This window comes from Yersinia sp. J1 (assembly GCF_050586585.1).
GTDB classification, from domain to species: Bacteria; Pseudomonadota; Gammaproteobacteria; order Enterobacterales; family Enterobacteriaceae; genus Yersinia; species Yersinia entomophaga.
The window spans coordinates 35,115-59,185 of record NZ_JBOBDP010000011.1; the positions used below are offsets into that span (position 1 = coordinate 35,115).

Below are 24,071 nucleotides of genomic sequence, written 5' to 3' on the forward strand. Positions count from 1 at the left end.
AAATAATGAGCGAAAAATATCTTTGTAAAACGATGTTTATTCTTTAGGGACCTCGCTGCTCCAGGCATTTTCAACCTGTTCAAGCCAGGCCAGTAAACGGAGTACTTCATCTAATTCCTCCATACTGACAAAGGAATAGCGTCGGTGAGTTTTGAAGATTTGTCGGGCTAATTTCACATCTTCGATTACTGGTATGCCGACCTTTTTCGCATAAGTACGAACGGCAATGGCTCGCTGATTGGTTTCCAGCACTGAAATGAAGGGGATTGGAATAACATCTACATTTAGATAAATTCCCACGGCGATGTGAGTTGGGTTAGCCACGATCACCTTGGAATTTTCAATGTCAGACTTCACCTGTTCCGACAACATTTCCATATGTATTTCTTTACGTTTAGATTTCATTTCCGGATTGCCATCCTGCTCTTTGGCTTCCCGTTTAACCTCTTGCTTATCCATTTTGTTGTCTTTGATGTGCAGGAAGAACTCAGCTAATGCATCCAGAATAATGACCATAAGCAGACAAGAGAGACATATCAGGATCAGCGAGTGAAACAGCACCCCCCAAACTAATATAATCTGCTGAGGCGCCCCGTTAACCTGCGAATAAAGGAGCTCTTTATTTTTTTCCCAAAAAATATTTGCGGCAACGATAAAACTAACCAAATACAAACATGATTTGATCACATCTTTAACTGACCGTAAGCTAAATAGCTTTTTCACACCGCTCGCAGGATTAAGCGCTGCAAAATTAATCTTTAGTGCTTTAGTGGCGATGAGAAATCCCGTTTGTAACAACGTCGGGAATACGGACGCAAATATGCATAGCAGTAAAAAGGGAAGCAATAACTTTAATCCCGTCCATGCCACCATTCGCGCATACTCATGGAAGGTACTGGAAAAACCATTTGCGATGGCTTCGGTAACGATTTTCCCCATTTCTAAAAAGCTCGATATATTAATAATGTACTCGGCACCAATTAAGATAAGACATGAGATAACCAAGTCCTTACTTTTAAAAGATTGGCCCTTTTTAGCCGCATCCTTCAGTTTTTTCTGCGTGGGTTTCTCTGTTTTATTTGATGACATAAAACGTCCATTTTACCGTATTATTTCAACCAGCCAAATAATGAATCCGCATGAAAGCGCATATTAATGACCTCGACTGGAATAATCGGGGTGAAATACAAAATAAGAATAAAGAACGCTATGCTGCTTTTAATCGTCAACGCCAGCGAAAATGCGTTCATTTGCGGGGCAAAACGGGATAATAAACCTAACAGCGCTTCAGCCAATAGAAAGCCGACCAAAACCGGACTGGCGAGAATAAATGCTTTCGCCATCATAATACTCAGGAAAGTTAGCGCTGGATAAAGGGAAGGCAAAGTAAAAGACAGTGGGTCCCAAAGTTGATAACTTGCTTGAAATACCTGAGAAATGAGCAAAAGCCCGCCGCTTTCTAATATAATCACGGCAGCAAACAAATTAAATAAATTGGCAAGTTCTGATGTATCGACACCACTTAATGGATCGATGCTACTACTTAGCGTCGCACCCCGCTGGTTATCAATCATGCTACCGACGGCATGTAATACCCATAATGGCCAGCAAAAAAAACAGGCCATTAATAGTCCAATGATAACTTCTTTTGCAACCAGCCCGAAATAAAACAACGTATCAAAATCAGGTAGTTCCTGGAGTGGATAAGGCCACAATGACACCCCCACAATCATGGCAACCGGCATACGGATCATACCCGTTAGAGTATTATTATTAAGGAACGGCAGTAGGATAAAAGAAGGCATCAACCTGGCCGAAGCCAATATCATTGCGTAGAGCCAGTCGTGAATATTAAAAAACAGTCCGATTTGCATAGGTTATTTCAACGCTATTGTTAATACTTCTTGAGCAAAGCCCAACAATACATCACCATACCAACCTGAAACTAAAAAAAGGCATAACGCGACGCTAAGTAATTTAATACCAAAGGGTAAAGTTTGTTCTTGTAGCTGCGTGACTGTTTGGATCAGGCCTACAATTAATCCGACGATGGTTGCCACGGCAATTGGCCCAGCGGAAAGCATTAGAATCAGATATAAGGCTTTATTACCGGCAAAGACGAGTTCATTCATTGTTCCAGCCCTCCGAGCTATAGAGCCAGATCCAGATACTGCGTGATTAGGCCTTTAGACAATAGCGACCAACCGTCCAGCACAATAAACAGCACCAATTTTATCGGCACAGAAATGGTCACCGGGCTCATCATCATCATTCCCAAAGCCAGCAAAATACTGGAAATTAGCAAATCAACTACCACGAAAGGTAGATATAAATAAAAGCCAATTTTAAAGGCACTTTTGATTTCACTTAGAGCGTAGGCTGGTAACAGGGATAAAATAGAAACCCTTTCGGTATCCTCTGCACTACCACTTTTAACACCGTCCCTTTTTAGCTGCGCATCAGAGAAGAAGCGCGCTAACTCCGGATCTGAATATTTTTCTAAATAGCGATGGTAACCTTCGAAGCCATTCTCTACGAAATAAGTCACCGACTCTACGCTGCTAATATCGACATTATTCTCGCGATAACTGTGGTAGCCCTCTTGCACCACAGGCATCATGACAAACATCGATAACAACAGCGCGATACCGTTAAGCGTCATATTTGAAGGGATTTGCTGCAATCCCAGCGCGTTTCTGACCATAACAAAGACAATGGAGAATTTGATATAGCAGGTGCCGCAGGCAATAATAAAAGGTAGTAAAGTGGCAAACGCTAATAGCCCAACAAGGGAAACATCATTTTCCATTGCCAGCCTCGTGGTATATCTCGGTTATTTCAACGCCTAAGCGATCTTCTATCCAAACTAATTCGCCGCGAGCCAGTGCCAGGCCATTACCGCTAATGATGATTTTCTTTTCCGCATCAGGATCACAGGTGAAAATATGTCCTTTATATAGTAATTCCAGTTCTTCAACCGTTACCTGAGTTTGTTGCAAGGTAAATGTTAAGCGAACAGGCATTTGAGAGCGAGGGGACAAACCCATAGATATTTCTTGGTCATGGCTACCATCACTCTGGTTATCCTGAGATTTGTTTTCTACAGGCATATCTGACATCGCTTCCTCTAGCATTATTTCATCTCCATTACGCTGGTAATATCTAATATGTTTGCCATGAATTGTTACTTGCTGCCTGACATCAGTAATAAGTAAAACATCACCGCAGATTAATTTATTAAGTAACCTTAAACTCCCCTTGCTACTTCCTATTTCAAAACATATCGGCAAAGGAAGATGGGATAAATCTGTCCGTTGATTTTTTGCTGGAATATTGACAGATTCGTGAACAAATTTAGTCAACCATACTCGACCGCGATCCGTATCTATGGCGTACAACGGAGTATTAAATAGCTTGTTATCTTCAACCATCTCAATATCCTGCATTGATTGATAGCTAAATTCCGGCAACGCCATATTTATCGGCTGCGAGCATCCGATAAATAAATTTTTAATTTGTTCATTGGTAAAAGCGCTGGTCGCTAACCCTGCCTGTTCTGGCATCATTTGCATAAACCAGTTACGTAAATCAAGAAGGCCTTCCCAACCGGCATCAGTAGCAAATGACACCAGGCAAACATTTTGCGGAGGAATCGTAAAACTCACGTCGATACCTTGCCGTTCCCAATGTTCAGCAACACGTGACCAGACAAGTTGTTCCTGACTTATTTGACGAAAATACCGGCCAATCACTGAGCTTCCTCCTCGTCCTGAGTCGGTTGTTCCTGATGCTGTTTCTGCTGCTGTTGCGATTCCCCGTCACGCAATAAGCTCCAATGCTGGGGCATTTCTCCAGTGCCTAAACGCTGTTGAACCGTGGCGTCCGAGGGTTGAAAGACCACCTGAGCTGAGTGATTTTGGGTTTGCGTTGAAATATTGACATGATGTCCTTCACCCCATTGTTTAAAACGGTAAGTGAGTTTCCCTGGCCCTTCTATTTCATTATTTCCTGATTGCGGCTGTGGAAACTTATCGGTTTTTCCCATAGGCAATGCAGCCTTGGTTGCTATATCCACCACCGAATGGGTTGATTTATTCGGTACCGGATATAACCATTCAGGGCGCCCTTTATCTGAGGCTAGAGAATCCACTTTTACCTCTTTTTTAAACTGAGGAAATAAAGCTTCACTCTCTCCAGTAGCTGTCATATCAGTCGATGTCGGTTTGCCGCCAATCTGTTGCACAATATTTAACTTTTCATGATTCGGCGCAGTTAAATTTTGACGATCTCCATTGGCAGAAAACTCGCTGGTTTTATCTTTAGGGAACCGGGCAAGAGAAGCAACGGGTATGGCATCTGTGACATGGCTATTTTTCTGCAACGGCTGCGGATTTCTTATTACTTCAATATTTTTTGTTTCTTTTCCCGTCGGTAGAGCAGCCAGTAGGGATTTATCTGTCATATCTTTCGTTGTTAGACGCTCAGGAATCCTTTGCTGAAGCTGTGCGATCGGCTTAGCAGGAATTTCCTGAGTTAAATAATCCAAACGCGGATGAGTTGCCTGAAGCTTAGATCCTTTCAGCGCGCTTATTTCAGCCTTTTTGGTTGTAGAGTCAGCGTTATGACCAATTCCAAGCTGCAAGGCCAATAGCGGCGATAATAGGGTTGGCATAGACGGAACGGTTTTATCGGCGATCTCGGTAAAACGCTCGCCCTTTTCTTCCTGCTGTTTCTTTCTGACAATATCGGAAATAGGTTGCGCAACTTCGGAGATATTTTCCGTTCGCCCCGTATTGGCTCCTGAAACGCTATTTACTTGTTCCATGCAATAATCTCCTCAATTTCGGTTTCTTCCATTCGGTCGGCCATCTGGCGGTGAGCTTTCCGCTCAAGCATTTGCAAATGCTTGTATTTATCAGACTGATGAATGAGTCTCAGACGCTGCACCTGCGCCTTTTGCCTGTCCTCTTCACAGCTTTTCAGATCCGTTAGCTGCTGTACTTTTTCCAGGTCAATATTGGCAATTCGGCGACGAAGCGCGGACTGTTTCCGCTGTACTGCATACAGCATGGCGCGATTTAGTCCCTGCCCCTGCGGGCGCAAACTGTGCAACAGGCCGGTTGCCGCTTTGCGTTGAGCGTCTAGAGCCTGAACAGATTTTTGGCACTCACGTATCCGGCTATCAAGCTGCGTTAATATCCGCTCCTGACGCTGAGTTTTGCTTTCACTGCGCAGTAGTAGTGCAGTGAATTTACGAAGCAAATTCATGCAATTGACTCAATGTATTTTCAAATACAGCGTGTTCTTCAACGGGCTGACACAGCCAACGGAATAAATCATCACGTCGCTGAATAGCGCGATCGTTTTCCGCATTTTCTCCGGCGCTGTATTCCCCTAGGTCCACAAAAATCTGTAATTCTTCGATTTTCGCCAATATCCGTCGGACTTCGGCTGCGCTGTGTAAATGCGACGGTTGGCAAACCTGACCGGTTACACGACTCACACTGCGTAAAATATCAATTGCCGGATAATGATTTTTGGCCGCCAGTTTGCGGCTAAGGTAAAAATGTCCGTCCAAAATAGAGCGAATCTCTTCCGCAATTGGATCTGGTTCATCATCACTTTCCAGTAAAATGGTATAAAACGCGGTGATACTTCCACTATGAGTACAGCCGGGACGCTCGAGTAATTTTGGCAAAGCCTCAAATACCGAAGCCGGATAGCCTCGCCGGGCTGGTGCTTCGCCTGCGGCTAATGCCACATCCCGCAAAGCGCGGGCATAACGCGTAACTGAATCCAGAAACAGCACCACTTTTTTGCCTGAATCACGAAAATATTCAGCAACCGTGGTAGCCACTAAAGCCGCATTACAGCGATCCAAAGAAGAAAAATCCGAGGTGGCATAAATCAACACGCACTGCTGTTGCCGCCCAGACCTTCGTAAAATATCAGTAAATTCAGTCACTTCTCGGCCGCGCTCACCTATGAGTGCGATAACAAACACATCTGCATCTGCCTGCTCGATCAACATATGCATTAGCGTAGTTTTTCCGCAGCCTGCCGCAGCAAAAATACCGAGCCGTTGACCGATCCCGCAGGTAATCAAGCCGTCAATGGCTCGCACGCCAGTAATAAACGATTGACGAATACCTACGCGCTGCAAATATGATGGTGGCGGTGCATCAATGGGGCGAATTTCATGCCCCAATATGGCGGCGGAATCGGAGAATCGTTCGACGACTTGCCCTGAGGGATCTAATACACAACCTAATAATGAATGGGTCAGTGCGACCGTCAATGCGCTACCGGTTGGGCTAATCACGGCATCTCTGGATAAACCATTGGCGTTACCAATCAGGCTAAGTACCGCCAGATCGCGATTAAATCCCAGCACTTGGGCACGAGCAACCACCTCGGTACTTTGCCAATGCTGACGTATTTCACAGATTTCACCGATCTTTACCCCTGGCAGAACCGATTCAAGAATCGGCCCGCTCAGGCGCAAAGGATGAGCCTGATAACGGATCAATGGTATTTCACTCATTATTGAAGAATTTCCACAAACTTTTCTTGCAGCGCAAAGAACTCATCTAATGCTTCAGCAAATCGAGTACTGGTCTCGGTATAGCTTGAATTAACTAGCCCCTTTAATTCGATATACCCGTCATTGGTGGCTAACTGTAATTGCCCTGACGGAGTGAAAGCGCAGCCTTCCATTAAAGTTTTTAAAAGGTCATCAGCTTTTTGACTTAATACGTGAGTATTTTCCTCACCAATACGCGACCATAACCAGACCTGATCGTCAATCAGGCTAATTAACATGCTGGCACGATCTGAAAAATCTAGCGATATAGTCGAGTGGCCGTCGAAATCATTTAATAACGATTCATCGCAGCCTGTTTCCAATAGTGTGTCACGAATTAAAGTTACAATATCTAGATTCATTATTATCTCCTTGTTGATTAGACAGTTCTTAAAACATCAATAGATACGCTATCCGTGATTTCGCCAAAAGACATTACCTCCAAGTCTTTAAACTGAGAATCTATAAAGCGCTTAACAAATCGCCTTATATCTACCGAAGATAAAATAACCATGTCTTTATTAGATATTGTCAATTTATCTGTGGCTAACGTCAGCGCATCAATGAGTTCCTCCGCTACCGCAGGTTCCAGATTCAAAAATGAACCACCGGAGGTATTTCTTATTCCCTGCCGTAATTTCTCTTCAAACTCCGCAGAGAGATTAATAACGCGTAGCGTCTCTCCCTGTGAAAATTTATGGCATATATAACGCGATAATGAAGTACGTACGTGTTCAACTAACGCAATCACGTCTTTTTCTCTGGGCGCCCATAAAGCCAGCGACTCCATAATCATCTTCATATTACGGATAGATATTTTTTCGCTCAGCAAGCGTTGAAATACCTCGGCAATACGCTGAACCGTCGCGTGACGCAGGACTTCTTTCATCAGGTCAGGATATTTATTATCTAACTTATCTAATAAATCTTTGGTTTCCTGTACGCCAAAATACTCATTAACGTGGCGAACCAGAGAAACTGACAGACAGTAATAGAGCTCATCAATTGCCGGTCTAAGCTGATAGCCTAGCTGTGTAAGCGATGCCTGATTAGTGCTATCGGTCCAACTTTCTTTATTATGGGTAACGCATTCAACACCTAACTGCTTTAGCTCATCGGTACTGTTGACGATACGCAGCAGGCCAAAGTAAATATTAAATTCGTCCGCTTTTATTTCATTTATTAAGATGGCGACGGTATTAGCACTAAGATTATCCGATGCCTTCAACATCATTTCAGGCAAATGAATGCCGTAATCGATAAAGAATTGACTCCGATAACGCTCCACCACGCTGGCTTTCTGTAATGCGGCCAGTTGCGCTGTCGGAACCAATAGGATTAAAGGCACTGTTTCTGCCGCCACGCTATCCAGATCACCAATTAGCCCCAGAGATGTCCCTTCGGCATCGATATTCTTTTCTCCTGAAGCTATTTCTGCCGGAGCATTCTTTTTAGCTGCATGGCGCTTTTTCTCACTCCATTTGAAATAGAATAATCCACTGAGTCCTGCGGCGAGAATAGCAAAAATAAAGAACGGGAAACCCGGTAAACTGCCAATTCCTAGCGCCAGCATGGCAGCAATCAGCAACACAAATGGGTTGCCTAATAACTGGTCCATCATGGTCTGGCCCATATTATCGCCATCGCCGTTGACTCTGGTGACAATAAAACCGGCGCTGATAGCAATCAGCAGAGATGGAATTTGAGCCACTAATCCATCACCAATAGTCAGCATGGTGTATGTCGCCAGCGCTGTGGACATATCCATGCCATGCTGGCTAATGCCCACGCCCATACCGCCAATAAAGTTGATGAAAATGACGATAATGCCAGCGATAGCATCACCTTTAATAAATTTCATCGCGCCATCAAAAGAACCGTAGAGCTGGCTTTCTCTTTCAACCACGCTGCGGCGCTCTTTTGCTGCATCTGCATCAATAGAACCCGCCCGGAGATCGGCATCAATCCCCATCTGTTTACCAGGCATTCCATCCAGAGAAAAACGAGCGGCAACTTCCGCAACGCGTTCTGCGCCTTTGGTAATGACCATAAACTGCACTATGGTCACAATAGAGAAAATAACAAAGCCAACGATCAGATTATCGCCAATAACGAACTGGCCGAATGTCGCAATAATATCGCCTGCATCAGCATCATTAAGTATCAATCGACTGGTGCTAATAGATAGAGCCAACCTAAACAGCGTGGTTATCAGCAGTACGGCTGGAAAGGTCGAAAAACTCAATATTCTGTCAATATAAAAAGACGACAGGAAAACCAATGCAGAAATAACAATATTCAGGCCAATGAGAAAATCGACCAGATAAGTCGGCAGTGGTATAACCAACATGGCAATAATGACAATAACCAGCAGTAGAATAAATAACTCTGGATGCCGTCTAGTTTTAATAAGAAATTCAGTAATCAAAATCAGGTTCCATTATTGATGCCAACAGAGTTATAAATCATATACGCAATAAGAAATTAACAGTAAAAGGTCTACTGCAATTTCAGGCACAACCCGACATGCTCGAATTCATAATAACGGGCGGTGGTTTAACAATAGAGTCAGTGTGCGAGCCGGGTAATTTTTTCGTTTACTCTAAATTGCCCCGACGAAGCTCAATTAACTCGTAGCGATAGGCTATTGTTGCCAATCTCTCGAATTCCCGCGCTAATACATCGGCATCTTCAGGTTCATAAAATAATTCTCTGGGTAAATTTTTACAGGCTTGCGAGATAATATGTAGTAACGAGGAACGTTCCGCGTGTTTACTTAATTTTATTCTCTCACCAATCGCTTCTTGTAAATAATCTTTTATATGTTCCGGATGCTGTAATACGCATAGCATAAATAACAACCAAGCTTGTTCCGAATCGTTATGCGCCCGTATTAAGGCATTTTTCAATACGTTATCTATAAAGGCACTGTCGCTTGAACGAATCAGTTTTACCTGTCCTAACCGCCCTAATAAATTACCAAATTCAATATGAGAACAACTTGGATCCTGGGCATCCATATCGCTAAGCAGCGAACTTTCCATAAAATCGACCACCGCGGCACGATGCTTAGCGCCATATGTCGAAATCCAATCTTGATAAACTTCGACCTCATGGGCATCACTCTCTAAAAAATCACGGTAACTCTCGCGCATGAGTGCCGGATCAAGCTGCAGTGCCTTCCCAAATAAGCGGGCCTTAAACGCCACATTTATTCCAGCTTTAAGCCGGCGCGGATTAGCCTGCTTTTCAACCTGCTGCAACATGATTTTAAGGCGGCGTCTAACTACCTCATCAATATTGCGGCGACGTAGCAGTTCGCGCAGCACCAAAACCAGATCGCTGTCATCAGGAAATAATGAGCGCACCTGTTGCAATAGATTCTTTATATTTGAACCATCGACACTCGACGTGACTTTTAATAATGCATAGACTTTAGGCAGTACGTCCTCGTCCAAAATTTGTTCAAAGCTGCTTTCACTCGCACTACCAATCTTTTTTTCATAATCTCGACGATTGCGAAATTGCGATAATAGAATTGACATTTCATCAATAGAGTCGCCAAAACGCTGCACCGCGGCGGCTGGTGAATCATCTGCAATATTCTGCGTTTCGTCACTATTCACAGCCCCTTCTTGGGCAGCTTTTTGCGTATTAGCACTTTTTTCACTGCTCACCTTATCCCGACGTAACTGGTACAAATCGAGTGATGAAGAGGAAAACTTGCCAATATCTATAGCCATTTCTGGCTATCCACATAATTTCGCATCCAGTCTTGCAACGCAGGATTGGCCAGATTTTTTTGCATATCGGCAATAAGATTACTGGCATCCGGTTGTAACGGAGATTCAATCTCTCGCGGCTGAATCAGGAAAACCCGTACCGTATTAGAGTTGCGCGATTTTTTATATCTAAATAACCCGCCTATTAGAGGAATATCTCCCAATAGTGGAACTTTGGCCTCCCCATCGGTACTTTCATCTCGCGTATAACCGCCAATTAACAAGCTTTTCCCTCTGGGCACCCTGGCAATAGTACTGATATTGGTGCGTCCAACTTCCGGTAAACCATTTGGAGTGTCTGAAGAGACAGGAACCTGCGACCCATCTTCTACGTTCAGCATCATTTCAATTTCGTTACCATCGGTAAAACGCGGTAATACGTTAACCGAAGTACCATAGGTAATATGCTGTAATTCAACGCTACGCTCACCGATCAATTGAGTATAAAACGTCCGGCTGTTATCAAAAATGGCAGGAATATTCTCCTGTGTTAATACCATCGGACGGGAAACTATATTCGCCTGGTTCTTTTGGCTTAATGCCAGCACTGAGGCCATAAATGTTGCGCCATCTACAGTACTGGATGCTCCACCGTTAAAAGAAATCCCTAGTTTCCCCCCAACATTCACGCCACCATTCCATTCAACGCCCATTTGTTCCAGCGCATCTTTTTGCAAATCGACAATCCACACCGATAGCTCAATATGGCGCTTGGGCAAATCCAGAACACTGACAATATTTTGCACGTATGAGACTTGCTCAGCGCTTCCTTTAACCAATAGACTATTGGTTCCCGGATTAGCCACAATCTGAAAACCCGAGGCTGAAGGACGCCCCCTTATTGCCGTAGTCAAATCTGCAAAAGGTAATTTGGGTTTTGCCTGACTGACACCGGGAAATTCATCCAGCCGAGGAGGTAAATCCGTGGCAATAGTATCTGTCGCCGGTGCTGGCACCATAACATCCCCACCGGATTCATTACCGTTAAGTAATTGCTGAACAATGCTAGCGGCTCCCGGAATAATGATCCTATCGTCACGATATTTAAAATCACGATCCTGAACAAACGTATTAAACAACGGGATAGACGCAACTTTTGAGCGTCCATCCAAATCGTTGTTCTTTTCATCTAAGAATTTGGCTGTATTTGTCACCAATTCAACATAGATCGGGGGCCCAGATACATAAAACGTGGAACTCACGCTATCTGAGCGCAATGGGTAACGCTGATCATATAGACCAGATTTACGCAAAAAATTGCTCACCGCTGAAAAAGAGGTGTTTCTTAATACCACCACGGCATTGCGCATCTCTGATGCATCGTAAATATAAATAGCCTGCCCATCGTGATACCAAATCAGCCCTAACTGCGCCGAAATGTTGTCAATTAAACGCTGAGGATTATTAAGATCAAACTCCCCGCTAATCTTCTTTCGCGCCACGGCTTTGCTGATAATAATTGGCTTATTCATTCTTGATGACAAAGCGTCAATCAGCCCTTTTATATCATTTTGCCGTGCTACATAGCCCGAAAGACTTGATGAATCTTCCTCAGAAAATGCCTTTTCAGGCATGCCTGCTAGTACAACCACCCCTAAAATACAGACGCAGGTTCTTTTAAAACCAATAACATAATTCATTTTTTAGCATCGCTGATAATGACATCTTTCAGGCTACGTGGAGAAACACCTAATGATATTTTGACGTCGTTAGAAAAATGAGAAAGAGACGAATAACCATGCTTCATCGCCAACGTAGTCAAACTTTTCTGTTCTCCCATCAGATCTAATAACGCCCGAACTAGCCGCCAATCGCACATTTCTACTTTGGTTGTATTACCCAAAGCCTTACGCGTCAGGCGGCGAAAATGAGACACAGAAACGCCATAGCGTGCGCCCAAATCCTGCAAACGTTCGGTGCTATCCGCTTCCTGTAGTAAAAATCTGACTAAGCGATACCATTCGGTAGAACGTAAGATGCTGGCGATATTCCCCGTTCCGGAGTCTGCCCGTAACGATTGACGGATTAACCAATACTCAATATGTTTAAAAGTCACATTCTCTTGAAACCCTAGGGGTTCAAACCCCCAGCAAATATCATTGTTACGTTCAAAACCTACGCGATTAAGCGAAGTATCTATAAATGCCTGTAGCTTGCACAGGGCAATGAGATCCAATGACCGATAGCGCATACTCCCTTCGATAATATGCAATGACATTGGTAAAAAAGCCGCGATACCCGTTTCACCCGGCTTAAACTGGCAGGTAACATCGCTGCCGTTCTCACCGATCAATTTAAAATCAACACCGGTGCTTTTATGAGGTTCAGTCAGCAACAGCTGCGGCTTTTGAAACTCTAACCGATCATTTTGTTGTAGATATAGATGAGTACTAAGCCTATCCATAAGTTAGTTACCATTCGTTTCAGAAACATTCCGACATATTCGATTAAAGATATATCTATTATATTCTTTATAGGGAGCGTCATGATCTCTTGGCTCAATATATGTCTTTGATTCAGTAAAAACATGATGAGAAAATGACGAGACACTGCGTAAGAGTATATCGATAACGTTAGTATTAACGAGAGGAAATTTAATTATCTAGGAAAGAGTGTTACCGTTCCCCATCAATTCCTGATGTAGAACAGATTGTACCAGTGACAAACAATCACCCATTGATTTAGCGTTATTTAATAAATATCCTAACCCTATCTGATAAGATTAAAAATCAAGCATTATAAATAAAAACCAATAAATACAATGAATTACAAATGAAATCAAAAAACAAAAATGGAAGATCAATACAAATTATGATTATGTTTAATATTAATATTACTAATCCACCGGATGTCACTTTTGTTCCAAAAAACCAGCTTGTTATACATAACCAGTTATTATCATTTCATGATGATATATTTACTGATAAAATTCTTACAACCCCACTTATCACAAGAATCGTTCCATTCCACCAGGGAAAATAAATTAATGAATAGCGTGACTTTATCGAGGATAATTATTTTTATCCTGAGCTTTTTTTTCCCTTATCAAGGTTACGCCAACTGCTGGACCTATTCAGAACAATTTTTCGGCATTGAGGCCAAGCTGCTCTATTCTATCGCTCAGGTAGAATCTGGATTGAAACCAGAAGCCGTAGGAAAAAATAATAACGGAAGTTACGATTTAGGATTAATGCAAATAAACAGCAGCCATATTCCCCGACTGCGCAAAATAGGCGTAGATGATGCAATGTTGACCTCAGATCCCTGTGTTTCCATATTGGTCGGTGCCTCAATACTATCCGATATGATGAAGATCTATGGTTATAGCTGGGAAGCCGTCGGGGCATATAATTCAGGAACAGGAAAAGATCGTCATGAAATGCGGATGAAATATGCGAAAAAAGTTTGGGACGTTTACCGAAAAGGAAACCCGCCCTTCTAGTCTTCGTACCCGTTAGATAATCTGCATGACCTGATAAAAAATCCCATATCGCTGCAAATGACGCCCCCTCCAAAAACTATTGAATGTGCCCCCCAAAGAGGGCACATTGGTATTGACTAGCTATTATCACGCTTAAAGGTCAGTTCAAGAGGATTGAACAAAGATCTGAAGAAATTATCTATTGTTTTTACCGCCGCCTTATCATTTTCAGTCAAACTTTGGCTGCGGAATCTCTCTATCATGGCATCGTCCACATTCCTCATTGCCTCTAATAGAGGTTTATTCTGTTGGGCGAACTCTGAATGTTCACTACCCAATTTCGATTCCAATGTGCTAAAACATGCTTTAGCCGCAGAGAAAAAATCATCGGAATACAGCTCGGGTTTGGCAGGCAAATATGACGTGTTGAACAGATAATTAAGCGTTGTTGAAAACTCTCTGATTGTCGCTAGGCTATCGGCCAAAGTGTTATATTCACTTGGATTAAAGAATGGGAATGATTCTATATTGAAACTCTTTGTATTATCTAACTTCAGCTGTTGTCCGTAGGTAAGAGTCTGCCTGGGTACTGCAGCTGGCGTACCGCTGACCACGACGGTTGATACAGGTTTACCTGAATCAGCGACACGATCTAGAATATCTGCGACATTCGTAGCGTTTTGGCCACTGTTAGTAGAGAAAGGATCGACGGTTACCCGGCTAGCCGAAATCCCTTTCCCGACCAAAATTTCCTTGAAGCGATCGCCTTCGGTTTTGTTTATCGCAATATTGTGCCGATCCGTTGTTCCATGTCCGCCAAATCCACTGGTAATGAAATTGATATTCTTTGAATCCTTCAGCGTCTCAGCAATGAAATTGACGTAGGTTTCATCATTATTTCCATTTAAGATGATAAAGGTTTCACTATTATCATTCCTTGCCACCCACTCATTAACCGATTCTCTTTTAGCATTATTGAGTGAAATGCCCTGCTCTTTATCTATATGTAAGGAAATAGGTGCAGTGAGCGCTGATAAATTGTTTGCGGCTGCCTCGAACAAAGTGTTTTGTATCGCTTTAGCCAAGTCAATATTGGCATCAGGCATGTGCGACTTTTTGGCCGCAAGCATATTCCCCTCGGCAATTAAAGCCCTCATCGTGGCAGCCGTTTTAGCTCCGGATATATTAGCATCGGTATGTAATAAGGAGTGTACTTCCTTAGGATAAGGTTTAGAGGTGGTGAGTAACCCGCCTTCTTGAGTCACAGTAAACTTTGAACCATAAAACTCCTTTACACGCTGTTCTTTAGGTGTGAATGTCTTATTCGCTTCATCTCTTTGAGCTTTATATCTGTTTATTTTTGCTTTTAATGTAGATGTCGTATTACTGACTGCCGTGGTTGTTGCGACATTTTTTTTGAGACGAGAACTCTCACTTTCAGTCTGACTATTTTCATTTACCCTAGTAGGGTTGATCACCAACGTGCTTGAATTGTTAATCTTCATTATTGTTCCTTCTATATATCATAAAGCGAGAATTCACTTTTAGTTCACGTGAATTTAAAGTTCGATCATATATTGCATATTTTAATCACGCTTTATTTTTTCGGTCATTACCCAAGATATGGCTTTACTGGCAATATCACTTATATGTGGGTTGGTTGTTTACTTAGAATTTACACCCGCGGCGGCATGATTTTTTTAGCCTTAAACATCCCTGTTTCCTCAAGTGTTAATTGCAATGCAACTTTTCTTATCGCACTGACATCCTGTGAGAAATATTTTTTATAGATCTGGTCTGAGATGAAATTTGTTACTTCCGCACTGACTAAAGAATGCTCTTCTCTGATTTTTCTTTTCATATCTGGCTGGCTGGCATCTCTTCCCAATTCATTATTTTTAAATAAATTGTCTAGAGAATTATTCCGACTAAGATAGTTCCCTACCGTTTGTCCAATAGAAGTCTGAGCTGCGCTCTTTACGTTACTCACACCAGAAAACTCGGCAGACATATACCTATATTGGAATGTTCTATCAAAAACACGATCCTTCGTCTCCGTGCTTACCTTGGCACCTAAATATCCAGCAGCAGTGTCGATTGATTTATTAATGGCAGCAGGGATATATACGCTTCTCTCCTGCCGCCGCCATTCTTCCATATCTTTATTATTATTTTTTATTGTCTTCCAACAATTTTTAACTACCTTATTCAGATCTAATGACGTGGAATTTCCTTTCCAACTAATATTAACATTGGTATTGCTTACACCGAATAAACTAGCAAAACAACCAGAATTAACTCTCCCTATATTTATAGAAACTTCTGATGCCTTTTTAGTTACTTCTGCATTTTTAATATAATGACGACAAGAGGATCTGAATGAGTGATTTCTTAAATGCATATTTCATTCCTTTTTCTTGATTGATTTGCTGTTATTAACATAATGGGGAACATTATTCCCCCTGACTTTTACTACAAAATCCCCTGGCCTAATTTATCTTTACGCGCAGGAAAAGAATCATTGTTACAAAGGCTATATTTAATCTCCTGTTTATTATTAATGCCGACAGGATTTTCAGATAAGGCAGAGCGCTGATTCAACAAATAAAAACCTTCTTCATTACACTCGATTAAATAAATGGTTATTTTTTTTAATGTCTGTAATTTTACTCTACAGCTAGACTCTGCTTTAGTTTTACTTCCTGCCAATATTCTTTTATTCGACGCCGGATTTAAATCCAACACATCTTCGCTGTACATCACTCTGTCCTGAATAAAACTGTGTCCTATATTAGAAATACTCAGTAACTGACTCTCTCTCTGAGAAAAATGATCACCGCGGTCGGCCTGCGACATCACATCATGGTTAAAATAACTAATCGTAGGACATTTCTGATCTTTTGATATCATTTTTACTGTGAAAATCATTACCTGTTATTGTCAAAATAACCCTCACCGAAACTGAGTGTCGCGGTGAGGATTGTAAATAACGTCCCTGTCCTACTTATCTAAAATGACTACCCCATAGTCATATTTTTAGCATTAGTAATTATCCACACGCGGCGTATCGTTGCCGTCACCATTTCCCCCCCAGCCATGAGACCCGCCCCAGTAAGTTCTTGTCATCCCACCGAACTTGACAACTAATGATGGTGAGTAACCCCCAACGTGGCTTTTCCAGCACTCGCTGAAAATTTTGGTGCTTTTATTAACGGCAATATTCTCACTGGAGAAAATATTGGTTTTTGTATAAACATTCGAATTGGACTGACCGCCAAAGTCGACTCTTACCGTCACTTCCATCGGTGCGATTAATCTATCCCCTGAACTAAAGTTTAAGGCCAAATTATCGATGTTCGCGTTAACATGATGCTCCCGACCCAACCATGTCTCCCGACATGATGAATCTCTTGCCCCTGAGCTAGTGATATAAATAAGGCTACGCGATCTTAGAATAGCACTATTCCAAATAGCGGCCGGCTCTAAGGGGTACGCGTCAACCATATACTGGTAGCGATCCTGCAGATTATTAAACCCGTATGCCGTGGCAACAATCCTTAGCCTTTTTCCCCAATAGCTTTCTTTGGGTTGGAAGGTCGTTGTTTTCGACATAAAGCTGGAAGTTTCCGTTATTTCTTCAAGCTTAGCGTTGGTACTGTTATCAAATATCTGAATTACCACCTTCGTTGGCGCCGTGTATTTATTACTGCTCTCGGATGACCAGTTCACCGATATCGTATCGCGGGTAAACGTCGGATTCCATTTATTCGATTCAGATGACTGACCTTTACTCAGGTGAACTACCTTGCCGCTAATACTCGGTTTTCCGTAGATCTCCACATCGTAATAGCCGCTACTTTCCTCGTAGAATTCATTCGATGCCATGGTTAACGTCAACCGAGCCTTGCCGACAGCCTGACTATTTATCTCCCCAGTAGTAGGTTTAATATTAACGACGGAACTATCGCTGCTTCCCCAACTATATTTAGCATTAGCGGGTAGTGCCACAATAGGCTGCTCTACCGACAGATTCTCCTGATCCGTTACCTGGAAAGTCGGTTGGCTGAAGGTAATAGGATGCCGCCCTTTACTTAAGGTATAGCCAATCTTTAATTCACTCCCTTTGAATTGATCGGTTTCCGGCGTTGAAACGGTAATATCAGTCGCTCCGGGTCTGACTTGCGTCAGATTACCTTGAGCATTGATGGTCACTACTTTGCTATCGCTACTTCGATAAGTTGGGGTTAAGGCGGCAGCATCACTATTATTGAGTGAAACCTTCACCGATGGATTGTTACCTTCCGCCCAGTAATCGGCAATAATTGCCTGATCCGTCGTGAGCTGAGGATCGGCTTTATCTACCTGAAGTTCATAGCTGCCCTGAGCCGGGTTATATTGCCCATTACCGCTGGTTTGAATCGTGATAGTGACCTTGCCCGATTTATATAGGGTCACTTTGCCAACGTCATCTACCTGCGCCACATCAGGATCGCTACTGCTCCAAAATTGGCGCACGCCGACGGGAACATTTCTGGCCGGCTGCGATTGGTTAAAGGTTTTGACATAGGTCACTTGCTGCTGCGCATTATCAAAACGCAAATCCGGCGTTATTGCCCCGATGGTAATCGTAATATCTTTGCCAATTTGGGTGCTGCCCACTTTGGCACTGATCACCTGCTGACCTTTGGCGGTAGAGGTAGCAGCCGCGGTGTAATTACCGCTGCCTATATCCTTCATTGGCTGAGGCGTCACCTTAAAACCGGTCAATGTAGAAGATGAGGTAATATTAACCACCTCTTTAGGAATATTATTCCCGTAAATATCCTTCAGCTTAACCAGCAAATTGGCCGCTTCGGTTCCATCCGAGCCTATTGTGATTTTGTCACTGACAAAGGTCGACGCGTTTTGATCGATGGCGCCGGGTTTCACCGTTACCGGTATAGCATTCTTATATTGGTTACTGTTCAGATAAGCTGCAATAACCACGTCACCCGCTACGGTGCTGCTCAAGGTAGTTTGTGCTACTCCCATCCCATCCGTTCTGGATATTCGATCAAAGACCGCCGAACCTGAGATTAATTGCCAGGACACAATAGCGTCCTTCAGTAAATTACCCTCAGCATCGCTAATCACCGCGCGATAAACGACGCTGTCCTTCCCTGCAACAATGCTGGTGACGGCCGGCGTAATACTATCGACCTTTCCACTGGAAATATCAGCCTTAAGCGTTAGCGTCTGCGCAGTTTTGAACGGAGCGTCATTGACCTGAGTGGATAAACTGACGGTGGTCGCCTTTTTTCCCTGAACCAGGATCAGATATTCACCTGGTGAATTTTCCTTAGCCGCAGAGATCGTCACCGCGTCTTTCTGATCCGCCTCCGCCGATACTTTTTGCAGTGACAGCAAATTGCCTTGTTTATCACGCAGTATCACCTTCAGCGTCGCAATATCTACGCCATCGGCGGTAATGCTGCCCGGACTGAGAGACAACTCGGATTTACTTTCATCAACCGCGCCTGCGTGGAAAGGCACATTCGGCGCATCAAAGGTTCCACCGGTCAATATTAGGCTCAGTTGCGCCGTACCCACCTTGGTGCGACTGAGCGACACCTCGGTTATCCCTTGGGCATTAGTCAGGGTTTGCTGCTGGCTCAAGTAGCTGTCGGCGTTAGCACGCCAGGTCACCGGAATACCCGCCCCCAGCGGGTTATCATAGGCATCGACTAAAGTCGCCCGATAAATAACCGACTCGCCCACCATAGCGGACGCTGGGGTCGCCGTTGCGCTACCCAACATCTTCGCCGTAGCCGCATCCGCCCGTAGCGTTAATTGGCGCTGCTGCTTAAGGGTAACCCCTTTGATCGCAACGTTTAGGGTGGCAACCCCTGCTTTAGTCCCGCTGATTTTTCCTTCATAAATTCCGGTGGAAACCTCAGTAAATGCCGAGGTCTTTAAGGTGATGCCCTCCGGAGAAGAAAGCACGATCTCTTTCTGCAATCCAGTTAACAAATTCCCCTGAGCATCCCGCGCAGTCACCAGCAGCGTGGCGCTATCGTTACCATTGGCAGTAATGACCGTCGGTGACAACGAGAAGGTTGATTTGTCATCGGATACCATTCCGGTCACAAATGTAACCAGTTTGTCGGCATTTTCTTCCTGACCGTAACCTAATAGCCCGGCAATTTGCGCATTTCCGGCTTCGGTACTGGTCAGCGAAATCACTGCAACCCCTTGTTTATTAGTCTGGCTAACCGGCCGTATTAATTCTCCCAGATTGGTTTTCCAGCCTACCGCCACGTTTTCCAGCGCGGTATTTTGGTGGCTGTCTTCAACCTGAGCCGTTATTTCCACTGAATCGTTGCCGTCAGCATTGGCCTGCGAACGAGCAACGGTTACCGACTTAATCCGTACATCTGAAGCATTGGCAACCAGCCCCAGATCAATACTCTTGTTAAATGGATTTGCTCCATCGATATGAGCCGTTAAAGTATGCGTTCCCTGACGCGTTCCTATCACCTCGACCTGATAAACACCCTGACCTTTTTCGAGTTGATTGACGAAAGAAATATCGGAACCGTTTTCCGCGCTGAATCTCACACTTTGCCCCGATACCGGATTACCGTTGGTATCACGCAATATCAATGTGGCCAGCGACTTGGCAACGCCATCTGCAACGATAGTTTGTGGCGATGTGCTCAATTGGCTGTTCCCAATTTCTGCCGCTGTAGGGTCAAACCTGACGCTTTTATCCGCCTGTTCGCCATTGAACAGTAGCGCCGTTACCTGCGCATCTCCGGCCTGGTTGCCTTTTAGCGTCATCCGCGCAACACCCGTGATATCGGTGTTGGACACGGATTGATTTACTGAATTAATCGAACTGCGCCAGGTGACTGGCAAATCAATAATGGCGTTACCTTCGGCATCTTTAACCTCGGCAAGCAGCACAACAGAATCGACGTCATTCGCAATGGCCGAGTCTTTGTTATTTTCCGCCGTCAATAACACTTTTGCCGTGCGGTTATCGGCCACAGCATTCAGCGTAATATTGCGCGAATCACCATTATTCAGACTTACGCTCGCTTTTAATACGCCAGACTGACGGGTATTTAGAGAGGCGGTCGCCAGCCCTTGCGTATCGGTAACTGACTCAACGGGAATGATCGTGCCGCTGCCTTCAATAATCTGCCAGCTCACCGGTACACCAGTCAGAATATTGTCATTCTTGTCAGTGATGCCGACCGTCAAGGTGGCGGTTTCCGTATTATCTGCCACTAAGATATTTTTATCCGCGCTAAGCCGATCGATCTTGGCCTGAGTCATATCGGCGATAAAGGAAACCGAGGTTGCCGATTTACGAGAAAGCCGACTTTGAGCACTGACAATCACCTCCCCCGCTTTCAGACTGGAAGCCTCAATTTGCGCGATGCCCTGATCATCGGTTTCACTGCGAGCGGCACTCAACATAACCTGAGTATTGTCGCGCTCCCAATACACCGGTACGTTAGGTAGAGTATTCCCCTTTTCATCTTTTACCGTCGCTCGATATATCACCTTCGTGCTGCCATCAGCCACGGCCTGCGTCACCGATGGCGTAAGGTCGGTAATAAAAGAGGTCGATAGATCACCGACAAACTGGGTATCGACAGATTTCGATTGCCCGTTGACCGTCGCGGTGACAGGAATAGTCCCAGAGAGAGTGCTGGTCAGCAGCGTCGATGCCAATCCATTCACATCAGTTATGACATGCGGCGTAAGGATCTGCCCGTTACTGGTGCTAAACGTGACCTCGTGATTTGGTACTACATTACCCGATGCATCGGTAACTCTGACGCTAACACCATTGGTTTCAATATCATTTGCCAACGCGCCGTCGGAGGTCACCCACAAATTGCCATCGGTAATCTGCGCCGTTCCGTTATCGGCGGTAAGTGTGAGCAACGCCGCCAATCCACCGAGCGCCACACCGTTAATGACCGGTGTCAAACTGGCCGTGCCCGCTTCGGTTCCCTGCAATGTTGCGCGATAAACCCCGTGGCTCTCCGCCACTTTGCCTACCACCAGGCTGCTATTATCATTCAGCCCACTGATAGCAAAACTCACATCGGTTAAGCCGCTAACCAAATTGTCATGGCTATCTTTAGCGGTAAAGGTCAGCGTGCTGTGAGTAGAACCGTCAGCCACAATTGTTTCAGGTGATACCGTCAAAGTGGAATGTCCGATATCCGCATCCCCGGCCACCAGCGTAACCTTGGCCTCAGCCAATGTTATATTGCGCGTCGAAGGCGTTAAGATGACTCGCTCGGTTTGAGTTCCTGCCGTCACCGTTGCGCGATATTGCCCCACATCCACGCGAGTAAATGGCGTAACCTGAGTGCTGACTTTACTTCTCGCCTGACTGCTAATATCCAGATTGATCTCAGTATCTTGCACATCAACTGGCTGATTATCTTTATCGCGAATATTCAACACGAGATCGACAGTCTGCTGCCCATCGGCAGTTAGCTGACTTTCTGCTGGACTAAAGGTGCTGTTTAAGGTGCTGACGGCGGCTTCCGTCACCACAATCTCAGTTTGCGCGCGGGATGAAGCGTTTCCTTTTTTATCGTAAGCAACGGCGCTTAAATTATAGGTATTCGCGGCGCGTCCACCGGGTTGATAATTCGGTAATATCACGCTGAATCTATCGGCGGCCTCTTGAACAAGGCTGCCGCCGTTCATCACCAGCGCGGCGCTGTCCCATTCAATACGATCCAATCCGTATTTTGCATTCACGGATACGCCCAGTGATTTTTGTTCACCGGCATAGCCGCTGGCGTTATTAGTCAACGTGAGGAACACCACGTCTTTTTTGCGATATTCCAGAACAATATTATTGTTACGTTCAATAAGGTCATAGCGGCTTCCAGCCAGACTACGACGAACGGCCACTGCCGCGCCGTCCAATTGCTGACTCCAGGGTATTCCTGGCTGATAGGTTAGTTGGATTCCAAATCGGGTATCATTTTCGCCGGATTTACCCTGACGTTGTTCCGTGCTAAGGGTTAATAAAGGAAACGGCGTGTAATTAACGCCAGCGGTAATAGCATGAGGGTTGCTCTGGCGTTTATCTTTGCCAAATAATCCGACCTCATCGCCGTAATATTGTTCATAGGTTAATTTAGCGCCCAGCTGCGGGTAAGCAGGTAAATATCCTTCGGCGCGTATATCCCAACCGTTTGCCGGACGTTCTTCGTAATCGACAAAATCTTTAGAATCTTTCCAGTTAGTTAGGCGCCAATACGTATTGGCACCTAACTTTAGGAAATCGCGCCAATATTCCACCCCCCAGCCTAAGCGAGCATGATCGCGGGATAAGTCATAATCCAGAAAGCTATTTGTACCCACCATGTAGCTAGGCTGAAAATAGCGAATTCCCAGCCCCAAATTGGCCTGAGTCCGGCTATCAGTACGATGCAAACTACTCTGACTAAACCACAGCGTGTCTTTTCGATCTTTTAGTGGAATAAGCAAATCAATCTGTGAGTTTTGCAAAGAAAAACTTTTATCCAGATTTAGCTGTACGCGCGCGGTACCAAAACGACTTAACCATTGCTGCACTTCTTGGTTAGCTTTGCTGGTTGCTGCACCTAACGCAAGATTTGCCGCTGCATCGCCATTAGGATTATTTTGAAGAAAGCGGCCAGATTGCGAAGCCCAACTGGCAAATTTATTTTCCTTTTCAATCTGTTGTTTATTCAACTCTCCTATATTGGTTTCAGTTGTTTTTGCCGGAATTTTATTCGGCACATTCAACAATGTTCCTTCAGGCAATTTATCAAACTCCTGTAAAAAGAGTCGATGGCGGTTTAGCTGGCGTAACTCATCCAGGCTAATACCATACTTTTTTGCCACGCTTGATGGAGTTTCCCCCTTAGCTAACGTATATACCTTAGTTAAAGGTATTACATTTTTCTCCGAGGGCGGGGTTAGCATCGAGCGATTATCTGCTTTTGCAGCCATGACTGGCGTAAATGCACCCGCCAGAGGAAAAAGAATCTGTATGACAATATTTAACCAAGCAACCGGCATCGCAAAGCGCGATGTTAGTGGAATAAAAATTCCTTTAATATTATGTTTCATATTCGAGTGGACTTTCCTAAATAACTTAAGGATTTATAAAAGGTTTCTTGCTTTTCCCTATGAAAAATGAAGATTTATAATAAAACCCATGACAGCTCATAATAGCCGCACTCGAGAGATCAATAATGATTGAAAAGAAATGAGAACATAATTGAAATATGATGAC

The 24,071-nt window shown here is 44.1% G+C and carries 18 protein-coding genes; 1 reads left to right on the plus strand and 17 read right to left on the minus strand.

Annotated features, from left to right (window positions below; translation table 11 throughout):
- Window positions 1–36 precede the first annotated feature (36 nt).
- The 13 genes from ACQ4OC_RS14545 to ACQ4OC_RS14605 form a co-directional block, all read right to left on the minus strand.
- A complete protein-coding gene (locus ACQ4OC_RS14545; RefSeq protein ID WP_064517800.1) occupies window positions 37–1,089 on the minus strand; it encodes an EscU/YscU/HrcU family type III secretion system export apparatus switch protein in 1,053 nt (350 codons plus the stop codon).
- A gap of 20 nt (window positions 1,090–1,109) precedes the next feature.
- Window positions 1,110–1,874, minus strand: coding sequence for a type III secretion system export apparatus subunit SctT (gene sctT, locus ACQ4OC_RS14550; RefSeq protein ID WP_064517798.1), 765 nt, complete (start codon window positions 1,872–1,874; stop codon window positions 1,110–1,112).
- Between the two features lie 3 nt (window positions 1,875–1,877).
- On the minus strand, window positions 1,878–2,132 hold the full coding sequence (locus ACQ4OC_RS14555) for an EscS/YscS/HrcS family type III secretion system export apparatus protein (RefSeq protein ID WP_049596341.1): 255 nt from the start codon (window positions 2,130–2,132) through the stop codon (window positions 1,878–1,880).
- 17 nt (window positions 2,133–2,149) lie between these two features.
- The gene (locus ACQ4OC_RS14560) at window positions 2,150–2,809 is read right to left on the minus strand and encodes an EscR/YscR/HrcR family type III secretion system export apparatus protein (protein WP_064517796.1); all 660 of its coding nucleotides are present in this window, start codon (window positions 2,807–2,809) and stop codon (window positions 2,150–2,152) included.
- Window positions 2,799–3,752, minus strand: a complete 954-nt coding sequence (locus ACQ4OC_RS14565; protein ID WP_430971297.1) for a FliM/FliN family flagellar motor switch protein — start codon at window positions 3,750–3,752, stop codon at window positions 2,799–2,801. The genes ACQ4OC_RS14560 and ACQ4OC_RS14565 overlap by 11 nt, the downstream gene beginning before the upstream one ends.
- Window positions 3,749–4,825 (minus strand): type III secretion system needle length determinant, SpaN/EivJ family, encoded by a 1,077-nt coding sequence (locus ACQ4OC_RS14570; RefSeq protein ID WP_430971298.1) that lies wholly within the window; start codon window positions 4,823–4,825, stop codon window positions 3,749–3,751. Before ACQ4OC_RS14570 ends, ACQ4OC_RS14565 begins: the two co-directional genes overlap by 4 nt.
- Entirely contained in the window at window positions 4,813–5,268 is a 456-nt protein-coding gene (locus tag ACQ4OC_RS14575) for a hypothetical protein (protein ID WP_064517789.1), read from the minus strand. The genes ACQ4OC_RS14570 and ACQ4OC_RS14575 overlap by 13 nt, the downstream gene beginning before the upstream one ends.
- On the minus strand, window positions 5,252–6,544 hold the full coding sequence (gene sctN / locus ACQ4OC_RS14580) for a type III secretion system ATPase SctN (protein ID WP_064517786.1): 1,293 nt from the start codon (window positions 6,542–6,544) through the stop codon (window positions 5,252–5,254). The genes ACQ4OC_RS14575 and sctN overlap by 17 nt, the downstream gene beginning before the upstream one ends.
- Window positions 6,544–6,945, minus strand: a complete 402-nt coding sequence (gene spaK / locus ACQ4OC_RS14585; protein WP_084414357.1) for a hypothetical protein — start codon at window positions 6,943–6,945, stop codon at window positions 6,544–6,546. The genes sctN and spaK overlap by 1 nt, the downstream gene beginning before the upstream one ends.
- 17 nt (window positions 6,946–6,962) lie before the next feature.
- Window positions 6,963–9,011 (minus strand): EscV/YscV/HrcV family type III secretion system export apparatus protein, encoded by a 2,049-nt coding sequence (locus tag ACQ4OC_RS14590; RefSeq protein WP_064517781.1) that lies wholly within the window; start codon window positions 9,009–9,011, stop codon window positions 6,963–6,965.
- A 169-nt stretch (window positions 9,012–9,180) separates the two neighbouring features.
- The gene (gene sctW / locus ACQ4OC_RS14595; RefSeq protein WP_084414356.1) at window positions 9,181–10,326 is read right to left on the minus strand and encodes a type III secretion system gatekeeper subunit SctW; all 1,146 of its coding nucleotides are present in this window, start codon (window positions 10,324–10,326) and stop codon (window positions 9,181–9,183) included.
- A complete protein-coding gene (sctC, locus tag ACQ4OC_RS14600; RefSeq protein WP_120806714.1) occupies window positions 10,317–12,005 on the minus strand; it encodes a type III secretion system outer membrane ring subunit SctC in 1,689 nt (562 codons plus the stop codon). The genes sctW and sctC overlap by 10 nt, the downstream gene beginning before the upstream one ends.
- Window positions 12,002–12,769, minus strand: a complete 768-nt coding sequence (locus ACQ4OC_RS14605) for a helix-turn-helix domain-containing protein (protein ID WP_071925615.1) — start codon at window positions 12,767–12,769, stop codon at window positions 12,002–12,004. Before ACQ4OC_RS14605 ends, sctC begins: the two co-directional genes overlap by 4 nt.
- A gap of 582 nt (window positions 12,770–13,351) precedes the next feature.
- Between ACQ4OC_RS14605 and iagB the strand changes: the two genes are divergently transcribed.
- Entirely contained in the window at window positions 13,352–13,807 is a 456-nt protein-coding gene (gene iagB, locus ACQ4OC_RS14610) for a type III secretion system invasion protein IagB (protein ID WP_084414354.1), read from the plus strand.
- Window positions 13,808–13,923: 116 nt separating this feature from the next.
- On the opposite strand, the gene ACQ4OC_RS14615 is transcribed toward iagB, so the two are convergent.
- The 4 genes from ACQ4OC_RS14615 to ACQ4OC_RS14630 form a co-directional block, all read right to left on the minus strand.
- Complete coding sequence (locus tag ACQ4OC_RS14615) at window positions 13,924–15,291, minus strand: ElyC/SanA/YdcF family protein (RefSeq protein ID WP_064517777.1); 1,368 nt, start codon at window positions 15,289–15,291, stop codon at window positions 13,924–13,926.
- A gap of 170 nt (window positions 15,292–15,461) precedes the next feature.
- Entirely contained in the window at window positions 15,462–16,187 is a 726-nt protein-coding gene (locus ACQ4OC_RS14620) for a hypothetical protein (protein WP_430971299.1), read from the minus strand.
- A 71-nt stretch (window positions 16,188–16,258) separates the two neighbouring features.
- On the minus strand, window positions 16,259–16,546 hold the full coding sequence (locus tag ACQ4OC_RS14625) for a hypothetical protein (protein WP_120806716.1): 288 nt from the start codon (window positions 16,544–16,546) through the stop codon (window positions 16,259–16,261).
- Between the two features lie 282 nt (window positions 16,547–16,828).
- Window positions 16,829–23,677 (minus strand): Ig-like domain-containing protein, encoded by a 6,849-nt coding sequence (locus ACQ4OC_RS14630; RefSeq protein ID WP_430971300.1) that lies wholly within the window; start codon window positions 23,675–23,677, stop codon window positions 16,829–16,831.
- Between the last annotated feature and the right edge of the window lie 394 nt (window positions 23,678–24,071).